Here is a 20,219-nt window from a genome sequence, read left to right as displayed (position 1 = left end):
GCCGGCGTCCCGGGGGTCGCGGACTACCCGCGACCGCTATCCAAGTTCGGTGATCTTCGCGATGTCGCCGGGCTCCTTGAGCGCCAGCGCGGGAGTGCCCTTGAGTTCGCGCTTGGCGATACCCACGAGCGTTCCCGCCGGGGGCAGTTCCACCACGGCGTCGGCCGAGTGGTCCCGCAGGTACGCCGAGCAGAGATCCCAGCGGACCGGCCTGGTCACCTGTCCCACCAGTTTTGTCAGCGCATCTGCGCCGTTCGTTACAGGCCGGCCGTCGGAGTTCGACAGCAGGGTCCGGGTGGGATCGGCGGGCGTGATCTGGGCGGCGGCCGCGGCGACGGCGTCCTGGGCCGGGGCCATGAAGTGCGTGTGGAACGCGCCGGCGACCGCGAGCTTGCGGATGCGGGCCTTCTCCGGCGGCGAGGCGATGAGCTCGTCGATCTGCGCGGCGGCGCCGGCGGCGACGATCTGGCCGGCCGCGTTGCGATTGGCGGGGACCAGGTCGAGTTCGTCGAGGCGGGCCAGGACGGCTGCCTCGTCACCGCCGAGCACGGCGGCCATGGTCGTGGGCTGCAGTGCGCAGGCCTTCGCCATCTCGGAGCCGCGGATCGCGGCCAGCGTGACGGCCTCGTCGGCGGAGATGACGCCGGTGATCGCGGCGGCGGCGAGCTCGCCGACCGAGTGTCCGGCGACGACGGCGTCGGCGGGCAGCTCACCGTTCTTGCGCACCTCGTCGTAGGCCAGCAGTGCGGCGACGACGACGAGCGGCTGGGTCACGGCGGTGTCCGTGATCTCCTCCGCCGTGGCAGTGGTGCCGAGGCGTTCGAGGTCCAGGCGGGTCTGTTTCGACCACGTGGCGATCTGGTCACGCGCGCCAGGCAGTTCGAGCCACGGCGTCAGCATGCCGGGTGTCTGTGAGCCCTGTCCGGGAGCAAGCATCGAAAGCACGTGACCAGAGAACACCCTTTCCCCGCGGGATGTGGGTGTGGAGAAGCATGAACCTTGTTGCTGCGTTTTGTGGGGTTCCCACAAAGGTGACCTCCGGGTCACCTGGTTTGTCACCAGTCTGAGATTTGTTACCCAACCGTGTTCTCAGGTCTCCTATCAGCACAAACGGTGAATCGGACATGAAACGCGTGTGACCTATGGGGCAGGTGTTGGCGATTTGTGCCGGAAGTGTGTCAGACGACCCACCGTTGACGCGACCCTCAGAACGTAGGCGTCTCGCGGGTTAGTTGGGTCACGTCCTGTGATTTCTGAAATTTTCTTCAGTCGATAACGAACCGTATTTGGATGTATGTACAGAACTCGGGCGCACGACTCGACCGAGCCGCCCGAGTCGAGATACGCGTCGAGTGTGGTGGTGAGTGTCGAGCCGCCCTCGGCGAGCGGGTGGACGAGGGACTCGACCAAAGCGGTCATCGCTGACTCGTCGCCGTTGAGCGCGCGCTCGGGCAGCAGTTCGAGACTGTGGACGGGGCGCGGGGCACTCGGCCAGCCCGCCACCGCCTCGATACCGGCCATCGCCTCGGTGGCGCTCGAGTGCGCACTGCCGAGGTTCGGCATCGTCGGTCCGATCACCACCGGACCCTCGGCGAAGTGGGAGAGCAGCGCGGCGACGAACTTCTCGGTCGGACGGGCGGGACCGCTCACGATCGCCACCAGGACCGAACCCTGGACCACCGACAGGGCCGAGCGGTCGAAGGACTTGGCCGTGTTGTGGATGGCCAGCGGCACCGACACGTTCTGTTCCGGAGGTGGCGTCCCGACGATCACCGTGGCAGGTGCGTCCGAATCCCAGTTGAGTGCCGCTGCGCGAGAGAGCAACTGGGGCCCGGTGTCGCCGCGGACCACCGCGTCGACGACCAGTGCCTCGAGGCGCGAATCCCACGCGCCGCGCGATTCCGCGGCGGAGGCGTAGATGGATGCGGCGGCGAACCCGATCTCCCGTCCGTACCGCAGCACCGACTCGGTCAGCGCGCGCAGCTGGGCATCGTTGCGGGCCAGGAGCGGAAGCCACTTCTCGAAGAACTCCATGGCCACGCGGACCATCTCGACCGTCTGCAGCAGGGTGATGCGACGGGCGAGATCCTGGGGAACCACCTGGAAGGCCTGGACCGTGAACTTCACGTTGCCCTCGGGGTCCTGGATCCACTCGACGAAGTTGACCACCGCGGTCTGTACGACGAGTTGCACGCTCGCGCGCTGGGCGGCGTCGAGATCGGAGAAGTACGGCAGCTGGTCCTGCATCGAATGGACCGCTTCGGTGGCGAGGCGGCCGCTGTACTGCTTGACCCGACGCAGCAGCGTGTCGGGGAGCGCGTCGTGCACGGTGGCGGGGGCCGGAACGTGGGCACCCCGCTCACCGAACACGTCAGCCGGTGGTGGCTTCCTGTTCACGCGAGAATCGGACACGACCTCAATCTAGACCTTCGGACGGGTGGAGTCCCCGACCGTGCGTGAGACCAGGCCGTGTCCGTCGGCGCGAGGCTCAGGCGACACCCGGATCGCTGGTCTGCTCGGGCGCGGCCGAGACATCGTCGATCCGGTACTTGTCCGCGGCCTGCTTGGCCACCGACATCTCGATGTTGCCGTCCCGCGCGAGCGCGACGAGTACCGCGACCACGATCGACTCGGCGTCGACGTTGAAGAAGCGTCGTGCCGCCGGACGCGTGTCGGAGAACCCGAAGCCATCCGTGCCGAGCGTGAGGTAGGTGCCCGGGAGGTAGGCCCGGATCTGTTCCTGCACCCCGCGCATGTAGTCGCTGACACCGACGAACGGGCCGGCGGCGTCGGCGAGCAGCTCGGTCAGGTATGCCGGGGCCGGGTCGGCCGCCGGATCGCGCAGTGCCTCGCGGTCGGCGCGGATGCCGTCCCGGGCGAGTTCGCTCCACGAGGTGACCGAGTAGACGTCGGCACCGACGTTCCATTCCTCCGCGAGCATGTCGGCGGCGCGCAGGGCGTCGGGCATGGTCACGCCGGAGACGAGAATGTTGGCCGGATGCTCCTTGCCCTCGGGTGCCTTCTGGAACCGGTACGCACCGCGGACGATGCCCGCCGGATCGAGTCCCTCGGGCTTGGCCGGCTGGCTGATCGGCTCGTTGTAGACGGTGAGGTAGAAGAAGACGTTCTCCGGGTCGTCCCCGTACATGCGCTCGATGCCGCTCTCGACGATGTGGCCGAGCTCGTAGGCGAAGGCCGGGTCGTAGGCGACGACGGCGGGGTTGGTGGCGGCCAGCAACGGGGAATGCCCGTCGGCGTGCTGGAGCCCCTCGCCGGTCAGCGTGGTGCGGCCCGCGGTCGCCCCGATGATGAAGCCGCGCGCCATCTGGTCGGCGGCCGCCCAGAAGCTGTCACCGGTGCGCTGGAACCCGAACATCGAATAGAAGATGTACAGCGGGATCATCGGCTCGTCGTGGGTTGCATACGACGTGCCGACCGCGGCGAAGCTGGCCGCCGAGCCGGCCTCGTTGATGCCCTCGTGGAGGATCTGCCCCTCCGAGCTCTCCTTGTAGGCGAGCATGAGTTCGGCGTCGACCGAGGTGTAGAGCTGACCGTTGCGGTTGTAGATCTTGAGGGTCGGGAACCACGAGTCCATCCCGAACGTGCGCGCCTCGTCGGGGATGATGGGGACGATGCGCTTGCCGATCTCCTTGTCGCGCAACAGGTCCTTGAACACCCGCACGAGCGCCATGGTGGTGGCGACCTGCTGCTTGCCCGAACCCTTCGCGGTGGCCTTCAGCGCCGAACTCATGTCGGCCTTCAAGACCTTCGCCTTGGTGCGACGGCTGGGCAGGAAGCCGCCGAGCGTCTTGCGCCGGTCGAGCATGTACTGGAGCTCCGGGGAGTCCTTGCCGGGGTTGTAGTACGGCGGCAGGTACGGATCCTTCTCGAGCTGCTCGTCGGTGATCGGGATCCGCGTGCTGTCGCGGAAGGCCTTCAGATCGTCGAGCGTCAGCTTCTTCATCTGGTGCGTCGCGTTACGGCCCTCGAAGTGCTTGCCCAGCGTGTAGCCCTTGATGGTGTGGGCCAGGATCACCGTCGGCTGGCCCTTGTGGGTCATCGCCGACGCGTAGGCCGCGTGGATCTTGCGGTAGTCGTGACCGCCGCGCTTGAGGTTCCAGATGTCGGCGTCGGAGAGGTCCTTGACGAGTTCCTTAGTGCGCGGGTCGCGGTTGAAGAAGTGCTCGCGGACGAAGGCGCCGTCGTTGGCCTTGTAGGTCTGGAAGTCGCCGTCGGGGGTGGTGTTCATCAGGTTCACCAGCGCACCGTCGCGGTCGGCGTGCAGCAGGGAGTCCCACTCGCGGCCCCAGATGACCTTGATGACGTTCCAGCCCGCACCGCGGAAGAAGGACTCGAGTTCCTGGATGATCTTGCCGTTGCCGCGCACCGGGCCGTCGAGACGCTGCAGGTTGCAGTTGATGACGAACGTCAGGTTGTCGAGGCCCTCGGTCGCGGCGAAGCTGGCGAAGCCGCGCGACTCCGGTTCGTCCATCTCGCCGTCGCCGAGGAACGCCCAGACGTGCTGGTCGGAGGTGTCCTTGATGCCGCGGTCGTGCAGGTAGTGGTTGAACCGGGCCTGGTAGATGGCGTTCATGGGACCGATGCCCATCGACACCGTCGGGAATTCCCAGAAGTCGGGCATCAGCCGCGGATGCGGGTACGACGGCAGGCCGCCGCCCTCGCCGGCGTGGCTGTGTTCCTGCCGGAACCCGTCCATGCGGGCCTCGTCGATCCGGCCTTCGAGGTAGGCGCGGGCGTAGATGCCGGGGGAGGCATGGCCCTGGATGAAGATGTGGTCGCCGCCGCCGGAATGGTCCTTGCCGCGGAAGAAGTGGTTGAAGCCGACCTCGTAGAGCGACGCCGACGAGGCGTACGTGGAGATGTGGCCGCCCACACCGACACCTGGCCGCTGCGCGCGGTGGACCATGATCGCGGCGTTCCAGCGGATCATCTGGCGGAACCGGCGTTCGACGTCCTCGTCGCCGGGGAACCAGGGCTCGGCCTCGGTGGGGATGGTGTTGACGTAGTCGGTCGAGGTGAGCGCGGGGATCGACACGCGCTTCTCACCGGCCCGCTCGAGGAGTCGGAGCATCAGGTACCGGGCGCGACCGGGACCCGCGGCATCGAGGAGAGCGTCGAACGAGTCCAGCCATTCGCCGGTCTCGTCGGGGTCGATGTCGGGCAGATAGGACGCGACTCCCTCGCGGATGACCCGGACTCGTTGTCCGGCGGCGCGTCCGTTCGAGCTGGGGCCGGTGTTCCCGGCTCGATCGCTCGGCGAGACGTCCTGTGTCGCATGGTCCATCTGGTTGGTCACGGTGATGCCTACTCCCTCTGACAGGCCGGACTCGGGGTGGTGGTCCGACTGCATGGCGTCGGGCACCGCGCTCCGATGTTGTGCGGTGCCTCCCTTCATCGTGCCCCATGTGGGGTGGCTTGGCACCGGGTGGATCCGTGTCGGGTGTCGCGATCGCTTCGATGCGGTAGCGTCCAGAAACGGTTACTGACCAGTAGGGGGAGTGGATGCCGGATCGAGGAGCGGCGGCGGCCGGGCGCCGCCGACGCCGCGTCGTCCGGTCGGTGTCCGCGGCCGCGGTCGCACTCGGGGCCGCGCTGTCGGGTGCGTGCGCCACGACGGTCGGTGGCGCGGGAGCGCCGGCGCCGGGCGAGGTCGCGGTCTACCGCGCCGAGCTGTCGGCGTCGGCAGCCGCCGAGGTACGGGCCGAGGGCGTCGAGCTCTGCCGCGAGTCGATGGCGTCGATGGTGGTGATGGTCCGCGGCTTCAACGCCTTCGTCGCCCGGCTGAACGTCGCGCAGTCGTATCCCGGGGTCGGCGATCTCGACGAGAAGGCACGGGCCAGTCTGATCGCCGGTGCCGATCAGATCCGCCCCAAGATCACCGCGACCGCCCCGGTCGACGTCTCGACGCCGGCGCGGACCTTCCTCGAGTCGACCGCGCGGCTGGAGAACGCCATCCGTCGTGAACTGAGTGCCGGCCTGAATCCGGTGTCGGGACAGTGGTCCCGGGACAAGCAGCGGCTGCTCGACGTGTGTGGTGGCTACACGCCGCTCCCGGCGACCTCCTCGGCCACCCCGCGCCCGTCCGTCCCCTCGACGACCTCGGCACGCCCCGGCGGATAGCCGGCGGCCCTCCCGGTGATCGACGTTGCTCTGATCTCGGATGGTTGACGTTGCTCCGCTGCGGGTACCGGTTGTGCACAGCCGGTCGCGAAACGCCCGAAATCCCTGACGGCGTTCGGCTTGCAATGTGAGGCTTTAGGCTGTTGCCTATGCTGACAGGCGAACGGCGTGCGGGAACGTACGCGGATTCGGCACAGACGACGCACACAACGATTCACACATCTTCAGGAGGTCACGCGCGGTGGTAGCCGCCACAGACGGTAGCAACGCCCAGAAACTGGGCTTGACCGCAGGCTTGGTCGTGCAGGAACTCGGCTGGGACGAGGACACCGACGACGAACTGCGCGCTGACATCGAGGACGCGATCGACGCCGAGATGGTCGACGAGGACGCCGACGACGTCGTGGACGTCGTTGTCCTCTGGTGGCGCGACGGCGATGGTGATCTCGTCGACGCTCTGATGGACGCGATCGGTCCACTCGCCGAAGACGGTTACGTGTGGGTTCTCTCGCCCAAGACCGGCAAGTCCGGCTACGTCGATCCGAGTGAGATCGCCGAGGCCGCCCCGACCGCGGGGCTCACCCAGACCTCGGCCATCAGCCTCGGCGACTGGTCGGCGGCACGACTGGTCCAGCCCAAGGCCCGCGCGGGCAAGAAAGCATGAGCGGTGCTCCGCCTTCTGCGCCCCTGACCGTCGGCGAGCGGGCACCGGACTTCGCCCTCCGCGACCAGAACAACCAGCTGGTGTCGCTCTCGACACTGCGAGCCGACCGCAACGTGCTCGTCGTGTTCTTCCCGCTCGCGTTCACCGGCACCTGCCAGGGCGAGCTGGGCTACATCCGCGACCAGCAACCCCGGTTCGAGAACGACGATGTCACGACGGTGACCGTCTCGGTCGGTCCCTCACCCACCCACAAGGTGTGGTCCGCGGCGCAGGGATTCCTGTTTCCACTGCTGTCGGATTTCTGGCCGCACGGTGACACCGCACGCGCCTACGGCGTGTTCAACGAGGACCGCGGCTACGCCAACCGCGGCACCTTCCTGGTCGATCGCGACGGCCTGATCGTCTTCGCCGACATGGTCGGCCCGGGTGAGGTACGCGAGAACGCCGTCTGGGACAAGGCTCTCGGCGCGATCGGCTGACCGTCTGGCATCGACTCGAGTCGGTGCATGGGTCTCCGGATGTGTCGCTGCCGGAGCTGCGTTCTGGGCAGAGATCTCTCCGCGGCGGCGGGTGTCATGGGGAGTGCCGGGTCGGCATCGGGAGCAGAAAACCGGTTGCCGCCTCGAGGATTCGACGGTGTGATGTGTGGGCCCGCTGACCCGGGCGTTCACGAAAGGAACACCTCCCATGCCGACCAAGGCGTCGCCCAAGGTGCTGAACTATGCATCGCACGTGGACGACAACACCCTCACCCAGGCGGCTGAGACCGCCCGGATGCCGTTCGTACATCCGCACATCGCCCTGATGCCCGACGCGCACTTCGGAAAAGGCTCCGCGGTGGGCACGGTCATCCCGACGACCGGAGCGGTGATCCCCGCCGCTGTCGGAGTCGATATCGGTTGCGGCATGATCGCGGTGCAGACGCGTCTGCGCGCCGAGGACATCGACGGGATGGACCTCGGCCGACTGCGGACGAGGATCGAGGATGCCATCCCGCTGTCGCCCGGCAACTACAACAGTGGTCTGAACCGGTTCGAGTTCACCCGGGCGCGCATCGACTCGCTCGACGAGCAGGCGACCGACGACGGTGTGGATCTCTCGCATTCGCCGAAGTGGCGGGAACAGCTGGGCTCGCTCGGCGGCGGCAACCACTTCATCGAACTGTGCCTCGACGAGCGTGACGTGGTGTGGCTGTTCCTCCACTCGGGTTCGCGCGGCGTCGGCAACAAGATCGCGCAGAAGCACATCAAGGTCGCTCAGCGGCTGTGCCGCCAGTGGTGGATCAGGTTGCCGAATGCCGATCTCGCCTACCTGCCGCAGGGCACCCCGGAACTCACGGCATACCTTCGGGATCTGTCCTGGGCTCAGCGGTTCGCGCTCGAGAACCGGGCGGAGATGATGGATCGGTTCGTCGCGGTGTTCGCCGAGTGGTTCGGCGACAACGTCCCCGGTGGCGTCGACGCCGGCTCGGATTCCCTCGAGGTGGACCGGATCAATTGCCACCACAATTACACCGTGCGGGAAACGCACGCCGGCAAGGACGTCTGGCTGACCCGGAAGGGTGCGATCGACGCTCACGAGGGGGTGCGAGGCGTCATCCCCGGCTCGATGGGAACGCGGTCCTATGTGGTGCGGGGCAAGGGTAATCCGGCCGGGTTGTGCTCGGCACCGCACGGTGCCGGCCGCCGGTACTCGCGGAGCGAGGCGCGCAGGCGCTTCACGGCCGACGATCTCGCCGCCCGGATGACGGGGATCGAATACCGGCACGGTGACGAGTGGGTCGACGAGATCCCCGACGCCTACAAGGACATCGATCAGGTGATGGCCGACGCCGCGGATCTCGTGGACATCGAGCACACCCTGCGGCAGATCCTCAACGTCAAGGGGACGTGACCGGCCGCGTCTGACGTCCGAACGAAACGAATCCCGAAGGTGCCGAGCACCTTCGGGATTCGCCCTGATCACCGGTGATGGGGGTCAGTTGCCGGACAGCTTGTCCTTGATGTTCGATGCGGCGTCCTTCACGCTCTCCACGCCGTCCTTGACGGCCGCGGAGAGCTGATCGCCCTTGCCCTCGCTCTTGAGCTGGTCGTCACCGGTCACATCGCCTGCGGTCTCCTTGGCCTTGCCCGAGAGGTCCTCGGCCTTGTTGCTGACCTTGTCGCTGAATCCCATTCTTCTTCTCCTTCATCTCATTGATCGACGACGTCCCCTGATGAGGCCGTCTGTCGAGGTCTCGCGTCCAGGTCATCGGTCGAGATGGACGAACGCCTGGACATGTACGCCGGAGTCTCCCAACGCGGTACGGATCGCGGTGACGGTGTCGGCGACCGGCGCGGTCACCTCGTCGAAGCTCCGATTCGGTGCGGCCGACACCTCGAGCCGGATGATGCTGCGCGACCGGTCGTCGATCGCCTTCGCGGTCACCTTCTGGAACATCGGGTTCCCGGCCAGCTCCTCCGCGGCGGCGTTCGCCATCAGTTTCGGTGCGACCGTGAGTGTTCCGGTCTGGTCGGAACCGTCGAGCAGCGCATCGTCGACGGCGCGGGGCCGGATGTTGGTGGCCAGCAACAGCAGACCCCAGCCAAGGGCGAGCACAGTGACGCCGACCAGCACCCAGATCCACCAGGACGCCTGAGCCGCATCGAGAGCGGCACGCTCGTCGAGACGGTCGACCCACCCGGCCACCGGCTCGGCGTCGACCCGCCAGGCCACGGCCGCCGCGCCGACCGCGATGAGCAGCAGAGCGACGAGTCCGATCGACAGTCGGTGTGCGGTTGCGGGAAGACGATTCATCGGATGCTCCTCGGTGCTCGATCGCGCAGCCGCACCACAACCCGCGGCGGCGAGAGAAGGTCGGCCGCGACGGCGGCGACGGTGCTGTCGATGAGTGCCCGGTCGGCCACCTGTGATCGCACCCCGACGGTGCAGGTCAGCTTGCGGCGGGTCACGACCGTGTCGGCATCGAGCACACCGGGGAGGTCGGACACCGCAGCGCTGCACCGTCGCGCGACGTCACCGGGTCGGGTCCACATGCCGTCGCCGCCGGCGAGGGCGAGATGAGTCCGGCGCCGCGGCTTGACGGCGATCCACAGCAGGACCAGTCCCACCACGATCGCCCCGACGGCGGCGGGCCACATCCAGTTCTGCCACCGCAGATCTGCGATCCACTGGGCGGCGGTGACCGACCACGCCTGACCGTCGAGCCAGTTCGCTCGGACGGCGATGTCGCGCACGGCCACCGCGCCCAACGCGATGAATGCGAGACCGAGTGCGGCGCCGGCGATCGCGGCTCCGGGGAGGGCCGCGGGCGGAAAGACGCGCTCGGAGTCGGTGGCGTGATCGGGTTCGAGTGCGGTCTGCGTCGTCATCGTCGTGCCCCCGTCTCGATGCTGATGGTCGGAGTGAACGCCGCGGTGCGGTGCGGCGGACCTGCTGCGTCCGGTGCGTCCGACGGCGGGTTCGCCTGTGCCGTGTCGGGCGGCGTGTCCTCACGGACCGGCGGTAGGTCGACGTACCCCCGTTGCCGGCGTCGGATCGCTTGCCGTGGCTCGAACTTGGACACCGTCACATCGACACGCAGCGGGACGACCCCGGTGAGGCGCTCGACCTCCGCGGCGACGTGATCGCGTGTACGGCGGGAGACCTCGGCGACGGCACACGGCCATTCGAGGGCGAGCGACAGCGTGATCCGGGTACCGCCCGCATGGACGGTCGCGTGGGGTAGTGCCGACCGCTCACCGACCGGCCCCAGGACCGAGCCGACTCCGCTGCGATGGCGGACGACACCCGGGATGTCGAGAGCTGCTCGGGCCGCGATCTTTTCGAGGACGCGGTCGGCGATGGTGAGCGTCCCGGGCGGCGAATCGTCCCCGGACGGACCGCCACCCGACACGGGCCCGCCGGGCTCCTGCTCAGCCACGACCCCGGCTCCGTAGGAGCGCGCCCAGGTCGATGGCGCCGTCCCGGTTGAGACCCAGCACGAGTCCCGCCGCACCGAGCACGACGGCCAGCAGGAATCCCGCCAGCCCGCCTGCGACGGCGGCCAGTGCCAGGAGCAGGCCCACGAACAGGCCCACGACTGCGTTGTTCATTCCGCTTCCCCTTCGTTCGGACTCGGCTTCGAGCTCACGGTGATGTCGGCCACGGTGACCGTGACGGGTCTCGCCGCGAGTTTCTCGGCGAGGTCGCGGACCTCCGCGGCGACGCCCTGGAGGTCGTGCGCGGCGTCGACCACGATGTGGACCTCACCGCTGTCGTCGGCGAGGGTCACACCCGAGACACGATGCCCGGGTAGATAGGTGGCGATCTCTCCGAACAGCCCACTGTGCAGGTCGTACACGCCCGGGACCGCGAGTACGGCGGCGGCGAGGCGATCTGCCAATGAATCGCCGTCGTCCGTCCGCGCGGCCGGGAGGTCCGACGTCATCACTGAACCCGCGGGGTGGTGTTCGACTCCTGCTCGTCGTCGCCGAACGCGATGTCGTGGACGGTCACGTTGACCTCGGTCACCTCGAGGCCGGTCATCTGCTCGATCGCGCTGATCACGTTGCGTCGGATGGCTGCCGCGAGTTGATGGATCGCGACGCCGTACTCGGCCACGATCGAGACGTCGACGGCGGCCTGACGCTCGCCGACCTCGACCTCGATGCCCTGGGTGGTGCTGACCGTCGTGCCCGGCAGGACGTCGCGGACCCGACCGACGACACGCTCGGTGGTGCCGCCCAGATCGTGGACGCCGTCGATCTCACGAGCGGCGATTCCGGCGACCTTCGCGACCACGATGTCGGCGATGGAGGTACGTCCCCGGTCGCCCGTCGAATCACGGCGGGCGAGCGCACGGCCCGCAGCGGTGTCGGTGGCGTCGGTGCGCGATGCGTCGACGGCGTCGTCCTTGGTGGCGTCCTTGGTGGTGGTAGCGCTTGCGGACATGTCGAACTCCTTCGGTCGTCGTGTCTTCTTCGTAGACGGACCGTGTTCGGATGATGCGCTATCGCAAAGGCTGTTCACGATCCGTCTGTAAGGTCAGTCGGGACGGACGGGGGGAGTTGCACGCATGGGACCCAGTGATTCGGCTCACAGACAGGCGCTCGACCTGTTCGAGCTCGGCGATGACGAGCTCGCGGGCGCGGCTGCGGTCGGCGACACCGAGGCATTCGACGTGCTCGTCCGGCGCGTGACACCCGGTCTGCTGCGCTACATGCTGCGCATGGTCGATGGTCGGCAGACCGCCGAGGACCTCACCCAGGAGACCTTGCTCGACGCATGGAAAGGGTTGCCCGACTTTGCCTTCCGGAGCAGCTTCCGTACCTGGATATTCACCATCGCGCACCGGAAAGCGGTCGATTACCACCGACGTCGACGCGATGTACCGTTCGACGACGAACGGTTCGCCGAACTCGAGGCCGCCGGACCGCTGCCGTCCGACATGGCAGAGCGAAGTCTCCTCATGGATGCCCTGCGTGCCGAGTTGGACAACCTCCCGGCCAATTCGCGTGCCGCGTGGTGGCTCAAGGAAGTCGAGGGGCTTACCCTCGAGGAAATCGGACAGGTGTTGCGCATCACAACCGGGTCGGTGCGGGGTCACCTCCAGCGCAGCCGGAAGTTCCTGTTGACCCGTTTGGAGCCCTGGAACCCTGGTAAACCGAGAACCACACCGACGGCCACGACGATCGTCGACGACGCGGAGGGAGGCGAGGTCGGTGCCTGACAATTACGCACGCGACGCCGAGACCACCGACGTCGCCGACGCCTGGCTGGTCGCGGCCACGCAGCAGATCGCCGACGAACCCACGAGCGACGTCGACCGGTTGATCTCCTCGATCTCGGGCAGCCTGCAGCGGATTCGGCGCCCCGCGCGAACGCTGGCGACCGACGGGATCCGCATCAAGACCAGCGACCGCGTCGTCAAGCAACTGATCGCCGTCCGGACCCGGCGCGAACTCGGCCGTCTGACGGTCTTCGTCTCGGTCGATGGCGCCGGCGACACCGTCGAGGGCGTGCGCGTCGGCCTCATCGCCCGCTATGCCGACGACCTTCCCTCGCTCTCCGACGACGTGCGCGACATCGTCGAGGGGGTTCTGATCGAGACCCTCGGGGCCGACAGCAGCGCCGCCGCCCGCCGCAACATCTCGGTGCGCTGGCAGGACGTCTACACCCGAGAGTGGCTGAGTCGGTAGAGGTTTCGTAGCTTTCAGCCGCGCCTGGCGGGTTTGGGGCGGTGGAATCGGGGGAGTGCGCGCAAAGGGATTCGAACCCCTGACCGCTGGTGTGTAAGACCAGAGCTCTACCGCTGAGCTATACGCGCGTGCCGCGCTGACGAGCGTGGCGCTGCGCACACGAATTTAGTCGCTCCGATGCCTGTCGCCCAAACCGGGTCTGACCGGGGGGCTGAGTGGTCGGGTCGCCGGCCCTTCGAGGCTCGTCGCTATCGCTCCTCGCACCTCAGGGATCAGAGGGGTGCTTGCTGCTCTTCGCACCTCAGGGATCAGGGGGCCGGCGCCTTCGCTCCTCGCGCCCCAATGGGTTGGGATTGTCGATGCCTGGCACCTCAAGGGTGCTAGGGCGGGGGACCGGCAGACGTCAACTCGACCGACAGACTTCGATCGAAGTCTGGCAGTCGAGTTGAGGTCTGGCTGTCAGGCGAACACGGGCGGGAGAGCCAGGACCATCACGGCGCCCCAGATCACGTGGGTGATCGCGGGTGCGAGGACGCCGGCGGTGCTGCGTCGAAGGATCGCGCAGACGGTGCCGAGGACCGCGCCGGCGAAGCCGAGCATCACGTTGCCGCTGGCCATGGTGACCAGCACGTAGATCACCGTCGACACGAGGATCGGATTGTGCGGGCGCGCTGCCGAATACACCGAGCCGCGGAAGAACAGCTCCTCGGCGAGGCCGTTGACCATGGTGATCGCGGTGACCACGGCCAGGCTGCCGAAGTCGGCGAAGGCCAACACCTGGTTGGCGAGGTCGCTGACGCCGGGGATCATCCGTGCCACCAGGCCGCCGACCACGAACGCGCCGCCCACCGCAAGACCGACCACGACGCCGAGGCCGATCGCGCCGATGCGGTCGGGCGGTCGTGCGGGGGTTGGGCTGAAGGCGCCGAGTCGCAGCGGTCCGGAGACGAACGCACCGACGATCCACACCGCTGCCAGACCGATGGTCAGCGGGTAGAAGGCGGCATCTCCCGGCTCCACCCGCAGGGACACGCCCAGTACGACGGCGCCGATGACGAGGAAGACACCGACCAGCCAGCGTCGTCGGACGTAGTGGGCGCCGGGATCGGGGTCTCGGTCCGCGGCGACGGAGTCGTACAGGTCGCGCGCCAGTGAGGTCACCAGCACATCACCACCTAGTTCGATCGGTCAGGAATCGGTCGATCAACGGTTACCGGTCACGACGCTACATCGGCGCGCGGCGGCCGGAGGACTCCGACGACCTTCGACGCGACCCCGATGGACGTCCCGATCGTCTCGACGACGCTGCGCTTCACACGTAGCCAATCGCCGCCGGCCCAGGCCGGATCGGTGTCGGCGAGGTGGTGCAGGTCGTCGAGATCGCACACCGAGCGCGGATACGGCGACCGCACCGAGGCGTGGACGGCCTCGCGCATCGGCGTCAGACCGCCGGCCGGTGGCGGGACCAGATCGCGGATGCGGTGCTCGGACGCCGTCATCGGATGGTCGAGCGAGGTGACGAGCTCCTCGGTGAGAGATGTCGGGACCGGTACGAGCATGCCGCCTACCCGCCCCGCGAGCCGGGTCGAGATCCCGAAGACCGGCAGCCGCAGCCTCGGCATCCGGATCGCCGACACGTACTCGTGCAGGATCGAGATGTAGCGTGCGCTGTCGGGGCCGGAGATGTCGTAGTTCCCGGCGGGCAGGACCGACGAATCGCACGCCGCGGCCAGGTAGTGGACCGCGTCGCGGATGGAGATCGGATCCATCTCGTTGGTGATCCAGTCGGGCTCCGGGATCACCGGCAACCGGTCGGCCATGTACCGGATGATCTCGAACGACGTCGAACCGGCGCCGATGACCACCGCGGCACGGAGCCAGACCAGTTCGGGCCCGCCGTCGACCACGAGTCCCTCGGCCACGTCGGCGCGGCTCTGCAGGTGGGTCGACAGCTTGTCGTCCGACGGTACGAAACCGCCGAGGTAGACGATGCGACCGACTCCGGCGTCGCGAGCGGCTTCGGCCACGTTCCGCGCCGCATCGCGGTCACCGTTGGCGAAGTCGGCCTGGCCGATGGCGTGGACGAGGTAGTAGATCGCATCGATCTGACCCGCGTCCGACACCGCCCTCGTCACCGAAGCCGGGTCGTCGGCGTCCATGGCCACCTTGGTGACCTGCGACGACCAACCGAATCTGGCGAGCTTTCGGGTGTCCCGCGACGTGACGACCACGTCGTGTCCCTGTTTGAGCAGTGCGCACACCAATCGGGACCCGACGTACCCCGTGGCGCCAGTGATGAGAAGTCGCATGACACCGACGGTAGAGAAATTCGGCGGACTCGGTCGGGCTACGGCTGTGCATGTGACGGACACGGTGCCGAAGTCACGGCGCGATAACGGATGTGGCGCCGGTCACGGTCGCGCGTCGACTGCTCTCCGGTACCGCTCGGCGACACGGTCGTGGTACTCCGCCGCCGACGCCATCTCGGCTCGGAGTTCCGCTGGTTCGATGATGGTGAAGTCCGCTCCGAACGCGTACATCCAGCGCGCGATCGATGCCAGTGACGTGCTGTACAGGGTGACCTCGCAACTGTGCTCGTCGCCGGACTCGAGCGCCCCCCACGATTCGTGGACCATCGCCGAGACCTCGTCGAGCGGCGCGTGGATACGCACCCGCGCGGTCGCCCGTCGGTACACCGAACCCAGGCCGCGCAGCACGAATGCCGCGGCCCCGCCCTCGGGGGGCTCGCGCGGGGTGAAGCGTGGGCCGGTCGGTACCTTCGGCTCCATCCGGTCGACGCGAAACGACCGCCAGGCCATCCGCTGGAGGTCGAAACCGACCAGATACCAACGATTTCCGTTGCGCACAAGCCGATAGGGCTCGATCTCGCGCCGACTCTCCTCGCCGTCGTTGCGCCGGTAGTCGAACCGCAGGCGCTCGTTCCGGTGGCATGCGGTCGCGATCTCGGTGAGCCGGTCGGCCGACACGGCGCTCGCCGGCGCCGTCCGGGGCACGGCCTCGATCCGCAGTGCATCGAGCCGGTGGCGCAGTCTCGAGGGCATGACCTGGCGCAGCTTCGCCAATGCGCCCGCCGACGCCTCCGCCATGTCGGCGACCGCGCCGGTGGTGACCGCGTCGAGCCCCAGGGCGACCGCGAGGACCTCCTGGTCGTCGAGCAGCAGCGGCGGCATCTCGGCTCCGGCGCCGAGTCGGTACCCGCCGCGCGAGCCGACGTTGGCGTCCACCGGGTAGCCCAGCTCGCGCAGCTTGTCGACATCGCGGCGCACGGTACGGGTGGTGATGTCCAGGCGTTCGGCGAGCTCTCGACCAGACCATTCCCGTCGTGTCTGCAGCAGCGACAACAGCGCCAGCAACCGCGCGGAGGTTTCCAACATGCGTCTCATCGTGCCCGATGTTGCGGACAGGTTCGGTCCTTGTTCGGCGCGAGCGCCGAGACCGGTCACGAGCGCGGGTCAGCAGGCGATCTGTGCACTCGGGTCAGAGACCGTGTCCAGCCACTTGCCGTAGGCCGACGGACCGAGGCGGCTCTTGAGGGAACACACCTCATCCTGGGTGGGTCCCGCCACGTAGTAGACCGTGTAGATCGCACTGCCGTCGTCGTATCTCTGCCGCAGCGACGGGCACGACTGGTCGGTTCGGAGGTAACTCGCGCCCGGATACTGGTTCAGGTAGGACTGCACCTCGTCGGGGTAGTTCCCGGGCGCGGTCGCGTTGGCGACCACGACGATCCCCGTGCCGTCGCACACCGGCCGGGTCATCGGCACCGAGAGACCGAGGTCGCCCGGGACGACTGCGCGCGGTGAACTCGCTGTGGGTAGTGACGCTGGCTCTGGCCGAGCCGACGGGCCCGGTGGTGAAGTGTTGCCGGGTTCAACCGACGTCGACATCGTCGGCGAGGCCGATGTCGCGGTGGCCGTCGACTGGGCTGAGGTGTCATCTGCCGCGAACGGGCTGTCCCGCTGGGTGGCGACGATGGCCCAGGCGACGATTCCGGCACCGATCAGTAGGACGACAACGCTGGCCACGATGATCGGGACGAGAGGCGAACGACGGCAGGGTGGCGGGGTCCAGGCCGCGGCCTGCGTGGCATCCCACTGCACGCCCGGACCAGAGGGTCCGATCGGACGGGACGGGGCGCCCGGTCCGCGCGGGTAAGACGTGGTGGGCACGACGGTCGGCGGTCCGGCCGGGATGACCGTCGGCGCCGCGCCGAGGGGCTCCGAGCGGAGAGCCGCGCCGGCGTCGACGACCAGTTCGGCACACGAATGCTGCCGCTGCGCAGGGTCTTTCGCCATCCCGCGGGCAATGACCCGGTCGACAGACACGCCCAGGAGCGGTGGCGGGGAGGTGAGGTGAGCGGCGATCAACCGTTCGATGGTGGTCGCCGACGCAAACGGGTGTACGCCGGACAGGCATTCGAAGAGCACGCACGTCAGCGCATAGACATCTGCGGGCGGGCCCACGACGTCGTCGCCGAACCGCTCGGGCGCCATGTAGCCGAATGAGCCGACCGCGGTACCGGTGCTGGTGAACCGCGTGTCCGTGTCTGCTTGTGCGAGGCCGAAATCCACGAGGTACGCGAAGTCGCGATCGTCAACGAGGATGTTGTCGGGTTTGACGTCACGGTGAACCAACCCGGAACGATGCGCCGCATCGAGAGCGTCGCCGATCTGGCCGACGATCCGCAGCGCACGCTCGGCCGGCAGGGGCCCGTCCTCGACGAGCAGGGTGCGCAGGTCACGCCCGTCGACCAGGCGCATGTCGATGAACAGGCGACCGTCGATGTCACCCCAGTCGTGGATCGGGATCACGTGTGGATCGTTGAGGCGTGCGGCGACGCGTGATTCGCGATGGAACCGGTCGCGGAAGGCGGGATCGTCTGGGACCTGGGGGCCGAGCACCTTCAGAGCGACGACCCGATCTTTGCGGTTGTCGGTGGCGCGGTAGACCTCGCCCATTCCACCCCGTCCGATCAACTCCTCGAGGAGGTAGGGGCCGAGCCGGTCGCCGGCGCGCAGGGTTGCAGCCACGCGGACAAGAGTAGGGGGCCGTGGTCGTCCCCCGAAGCCGACACCCGCGTGTTGTCCTTCGTTCGGCGGGTCCCGGGATTCGTGGAACGGTCCCCGATACGGTTGATCCGAGTGATCCGCCGGCAACCCGAACGCCGACACCGACCCGAGGGAGTGACGATGGGGACGACGATCCTGCCGATCGACGACGTGACCGAGGCGCTGATCGCCCAGTGGCGCGTGATCGGTGAGCTGGCCCGGGCGCTCGACGACGACGCATGGTCGGCTCCGTCGGTTCTCCCCGGGTGGACCAATGCCGACATCGTCGCCCACATCGTCGGAACCGAGAGCATGCTCGACGGTCGCGACGTCGAGGCCACCCGTACGGTCAGCGCCCTCGACCATGTCCGCAATCCGATCGGCGAGCTCAACGAGAAGTGGGTCGACCACTATCGTCCGAAGCCGCGTGCCGAGGTCGTCGCCGCCCTCGACGAGATCATCGGGGTCCGCACCGCCGCGCTGAAAGCCATGTCGCAGAGCGACTTCGACGCCGAGGCGATGACGCCCGCCGGACCCGACACCTACGGCCGGTTCATGCGGATCCGCATCTTCGACTGTTGGGTGCACGAGATCGACCTGCGTGACGGCACCGACCGTTCCGCGGTCGCCGACCCCGGGCCGGCGTCCTTCGCACTCGACGAGATCGGTGCGTCGCTCCCGTTCGTCGTCGGCAAGCGAGCCGATGCGCCCAAGGGCAGCACCGTGCTCTTCGACGTCACCGGGGTGGCCCCGCGAACCGTGCGGATCGCGGTCGGCGACCGGGCGGGCGTCGTCGACGAGTTCGACGGTGGTGACGATGCCGCCGACGTGCGCATCCGACTGGACGCGACCAACCTGGCGCGGTTCGCCGGGGGTCGGCGTGACGCCGATCCGTCGGCGGTGGAGTTGCACGGTGATCAGGCTCTGGGACAAGCGATCCTGAGCCGGATGAACTACGTGATCTGATCGGCGGCGACGCGTCGGGGCGGTCGAACGGTTCAGGGGCATGTCGCACCGCGCTCACGACCTGATCGCCGCGTTCGATGATGTCGGCCCAGGTGAAGTTCAGGACGGTCCACCCGGCGTGGATCAGCGCATTGCGCTTTGTCCGATCTTGCTGAAATGTCGTGACATCGCGGTGATGGGCGAATCCGTCGATCTCGACAGCCAGCTTCTCCCGGGTGAAAGCCACGTCGATGACATACCCCTCGGCGCTCGAGTTCGGGGTCCAGCCCGACATGCCGGACTTGCGAAGCAGCGTGGCCACGATTCGCTAGGCCTCCGATCGGGCACCGTCACCGAGCAGTCGCAAGTACTGGGTGAGGGCCGGTGATCCGTGCTGTCTGGGGTATCGCGAGTGTGCTGCCTGCAGGTCGCCGAGTTTCACGGTGCCGGACAGGAGAGCCGAATCGAGGAGTGCGATGTCGTCGAGGTGTCGGTGCCGGATCACCGCGGTCGCCGACGACCGCCCGTGGACTCCGCGAGAGGCTGTGAAGAGGAGGTGCTTTCGGGGCTCGGTGGGATGTAGACCGAGCCACCACGCGGCGGCGACTCCACCGAGTGCTGCGTCTGCGCTCACGGAGAGCACGGCGATGCGTGCCTGCGCGCGCCGAACGATGATGGCCGGCGACGAGGTAGACCGCGCGGGCAACGGCGACCCATTCACCGGCGGCGCGTCGTCGGCTGATCGCCGATCGGCTCACCCCGATCGCGATCGCCTGCGACGTCGAGACCACGCCATCCTGTCTGCTGATGAGTTGATGAAGGTCGTCCACGTGCATTGGACGCGGCAGCGGCCGTTTCGGTTTCGTTGTGTGACAACAGCCGGCGAGGCTGAAGGTTCCGGTTGCGGTTTGTCCCGGAAGCCCGGGACCCTAATGGGGGTGGATCGGCTCTCTTTTGGGGGATGCTGGTCGTGTGAGCCTTCCCGGTCGGTGACCACTGCCGGACCCTGAAACGGTGTGTTGGATTTCTAGACGAAGACCGTGGCCCGGCCGGGTGAGGATCACCCGCTAGAACGCTTCTGGGATGTCGTGCCCCCTGAAGGTGTGGGTGAGCACTGATCCATTAGGCCGCGTCAGGGTGATCTCCCGAAGGTTCACATCGAGATCGTCGAGACGACCGAAGACGAGGTGAACGAGTGTCATGATCTTTGTGGGCAACGAC

At 67.9% G+C, this 20,219-nt stretch carries 22 protein-coding genes, 1 tRNA gene and 2 pseudogenes; 7 read left to right on the top strand and 18 right to left on the bottom strand.

Going from position 1 to position 20,219, the window contains the following annotated elements:
* Nucleotides 1-36 precede the first annotated feature (36 nt).
* The 3 genes from CA982_RS22720 to aceE form a co-directional block, all read right to left on the bottom strand.
* Nucleotides 37-945 (bottom strand): ACP S-malonyltransferase, encoded by a 909-nt coding sequence (locus CA982_RS22720; RefSeq protein ID WP_086537444.1) that lies wholly within the window; start codon nucleotides 943-945, stop codon nucleotides 37-39.
* Nucleotides 946-1,140: 195 nt separating this feature from the next.
* On the bottom strand, nucleotides 1,141-2,412 hold the full coding sequence (locus tag CA982_RS22715; RefSeq protein WP_086537443.1) for a PucR family transcriptional regulator: 1,272 nt from the start codon (nucleotides 2,410-2,412) through the stop codon (nucleotides 1,141-1,143).
* 76 nt (nucleotides 2,413-2,488) lie between these two features.
* Complete coding sequence (gene aceE, locus CA982_RS22710) at nucleotides 2,489-5,371, bottom strand: pyruvate dehydrogenase (acetyl-transferring), homodimeric type (protein WP_414963249.1); 2,883 nt, start codon at nucleotides 5,369-5,371, stop codon at nucleotides 2,489-2,491.
* A 152-nt stretch (nucleotides 5,372-5,523) separates the two neighbouring features.
* Here aceE and CA982_RS22705 point away from each other — a divergent pair, with 152 nt between their 5' ends.
* From CA982_RS22705 to CA982_RS22690, 4 genes are all read left to right on the top strand, one after another.
* Nucleotides 5,524-6,141, top strand: coding sequence for a hypothetical protein (locus CA982_RS22705; protein WP_144066096.1), 618 nt, complete (start codon nucleotides 5,524-5,526; stop codon nucleotides 6,139-6,141).
* A 241-nt stretch (nucleotides 6,142-6,382) separates the two neighbouring features.
* Nucleotides 6,383-6,805, top strand: a complete 423-nt coding sequence (locus CA982_RS22700) for a DUF3052 domain-containing protein (RefSeq protein WP_086537441.1) — start codon at nucleotides 6,383-6,385, stop codon at nucleotides 6,803-6,805.
* Entirely contained in the window at nucleotides 6,802-7,284 is a 483-nt protein-coding gene (locus CA982_RS22695) for a peroxiredoxin (RefSeq protein ID WP_086537440.1), read from the top strand. The genes CA982_RS22700 and CA982_RS22695 overlap by 4 nt, the downstream gene beginning before the upstream one ends.
* A gap of 208 nt (nucleotides 7,285-7,492) precedes the next feature.
* Nucleotides 7,493-8,698, top strand: a complete 1,206-nt coding sequence (locus tag CA982_RS22690; protein ID WP_086537439.1) for an RtcB family protein — start codon at nucleotides 7,493-7,495, stop codon at nucleotides 8,696-8,698.
* Nucleotides 8,699-8,782: 84 nt separating this feature from the next.
* On the opposite strand, the gene CA982_RS22685 is transcribed toward CA982_RS22690, so the two are convergent.
* From CA982_RS22685 to CA982_RS22655, 7 genes are all read right to left on the bottom strand, one after another.
* Entirely contained in the window at nucleotides 8,783-8,980 is a 198-nt protein-coding gene (locus tag CA982_RS22685) for a CsbD family protein (RefSeq protein ID WP_010841182.1), read from the bottom strand.
* A gap of 72 nt (nucleotides 8,981-9,052) precedes the next feature.
* Nucleotides 9,053-9,601: a hypothetical protein gene (locus CA982_RS22680; protein WP_086537438.1), complete on the bottom strand. Its 549-nt coding sequence runs from the start codon at nucleotides 9,599-9,601 to the stop codon at nucleotides 9,053-9,055.
* A complete protein-coding gene (locus CA982_RS22675) occupies nucleotides 9,598-10,176 on the bottom strand; it encodes an Asp23/Gls24 family envelope stress response protein (protein ID WP_086537437.1) in 579 nt (192 codons plus the stop codon). Before CA982_RS22675 ends, CA982_RS22680 begins: the two co-directional genes overlap by 4 nt.
* On the bottom strand, nucleotides 10,173-10,727 hold the full coding sequence (locus CA982_RS22670) for an Asp23/Gls24 family envelope stress response protein (RefSeq protein ID WP_086537436.1): 555 nt from the start codon (nucleotides 10,725-10,727) through the stop codon (nucleotides 10,173-10,175). Before CA982_RS22670 ends, CA982_RS22675 begins: the two co-directional genes overlap by 4 nt.
* Nucleotides 10,720-10,899, bottom strand: coding sequence for a hypothetical protein (locus CA982_RS22665; protein WP_004022968.1), 180 nt, complete (start codon nucleotides 10,897-10,899; stop codon nucleotides 10,720-10,722). Before CA982_RS22665 ends, CA982_RS22670 begins: the two co-directional genes overlap by 8 nt.
* Nucleotides 10,896-11,234 (bottom strand): hypothetical protein, encoded by a 339-nt coding sequence (locus tag CA982_RS22660; protein ID WP_086537435.1) that lies wholly within the window; start codon nucleotides 11,232-11,234, stop codon nucleotides 10,896-10,898. The genes CA982_RS22665 and CA982_RS22660 overlap by 4 nt, the downstream gene beginning before the upstream one ends.
* Nucleotides 11,234-11,737, bottom strand: coding sequence for an Asp23/Gls24 family envelope stress response protein (locus tag CA982_RS22655; RefSeq protein ID WP_086537434.1), 504 nt, complete (start codon nucleotides 11,735-11,737; stop codon nucleotides 11,234-11,236). Before CA982_RS22655 ends, CA982_RS22660 begins: the two co-directional genes overlap by 1 nt.
* Nucleotides 11,738-11,861: 124 nt before the next feature.
* Between CA982_RS22655 and CA982_RS22650 the strand changes: the two genes are divergently transcribed.
* Entirely contained in the window at nucleotides 11,862-12,515 is a 654-nt protein-coding gene (locus tag CA982_RS22650) for an RNA polymerase sigma factor (protein WP_086537433.1), read from the top strand.
* Nucleotides 12,508-12,984 (top strand): hypothetical protein, encoded by a 477-nt coding sequence (locus CA982_RS22645; RefSeq protein WP_086537432.1) that lies wholly within the window; start codon nucleotides 12,508-12,510, stop codon nucleotides 12,982-12,984. Before CA982_RS22650 ends, CA982_RS22645 begins: the two co-directional genes overlap by 8 nt.
* Nucleotides 12,985-13,040: 56 nt before the next feature.
* Here the strand turns inward: CA982_RS22645 and CA982_RS22640 are convergent.
* From CA982_RS22640 to CA982_RS22620, 5 genes are all read right to left on the bottom strand, one after another.
* A tRNA-Val gene (locus CA982_RS22640) sits at nucleotides 13,041-13,112 on the bottom strand.
* Between the two features lie 331 nt (nucleotides 13,113-13,443).
* Nucleotides 13,444-14,151 carry a CPBP family intramembrane glutamic endopeptidase gene (locus CA982_RS22635; protein ID WP_086537431.1) on the bottom strand — a complete coding sequence of 236 codons (708 nt, stop codon included), beginning with the start codon at nucleotides 14,149-14,151 and terminating at the stop codon, nucleotides 13,444-13,446.
* A 50-nt stretch (nucleotides 14,152-14,201) separates the two neighbouring features.
* Entirely contained in the window at nucleotides 14,202-15,293 is a 1,092-nt protein-coding gene (locus tag CA982_RS22630; RefSeq protein ID WP_086537430.1) for an NAD(P)H-binding protein, read from the bottom strand.
* A gap of 102 nt (nucleotides 15,294-15,395) precedes the next feature.
* A complete protein-coding gene (locus tag CA982_RS22625) occupies nucleotides 15,396-16,379 on the bottom strand; it encodes a helix-turn-helix transcriptional regulator (protein WP_086537429.1) in 984 nt (327 codons plus the stop codon).
* Between the two features lie 78 nt (nucleotides 16,380-16,457).
* Complete coding sequence (locus tag CA982_RS22620) at nucleotides 16,458-18,035, bottom strand: serine/threonine-protein kinase (RefSeq protein WP_086537428.1); 1,578 nt, start codon at nucleotides 18,033-18,035, stop codon at nucleotides 16,458-16,460.
* Between the two features lie 159 nt (nucleotides 18,036-18,194).
* Between CA982_RS22620 and CA982_RS22615 the strand changes: the two genes are divergently transcribed.
* Entirely contained in the window at nucleotides 18,195-19,019 is an 825-nt protein-coding gene (locus CA982_RS22615; RefSeq protein ID WP_086537427.1) for a maleylpyruvate isomerase family mycothiol-dependent enzyme, read from the top strand.
* Nucleotides 19,020-19,125: 106 nt separating this feature from the next.
* Here the strand turns inward: CA982_RS22615 and CA982_RS27235 are convergent.
* The 3 genes and pseudogenes from CA982_RS27235 to CA982_RS27225 all read right to left on the bottom strand — a co-directional run.
* Nucleotides 19,126-19,293, bottom strand: a pseudogene (locus tag CA982_RS27235) (DUF559 domain-containing protein); the annotation flags it as partial.
* A 33-nt stretch (nucleotides 19,294-19,326) separates the two neighbouring features.
* A complete protein-coding gene (locus CA982_RS27230) occupies nucleotides 19,327-19,632 on the bottom strand; it encodes a hypothetical protein (RefSeq protein WP_425269102.1) in 306 nt (101 codons plus the stop codon).
* A gap of 109 nt (nucleotides 19,633-19,741) precedes the next feature.
* Nucleotides 19,742-19,834: pseudogene (locus CA982_RS27225) on the bottom strand (hypothetical protein); the annotation flags it as partial.
* Nucleotides 19,835-20,219: the final 385 nt, after the last annotated feature.

This window comes from Gordonia lacunae, assembly GCF_002149015.1.
Classification (GTDB): domain Bacteria; phylum Actinomycetota; class Actinomycetes; order Mycobacteriales; family Mycobacteriaceae; genus Gordonia; species Gordonia lacunae.
This window is presented reverse-complemented; position numbering and strand designations above follow the sequence as displayed.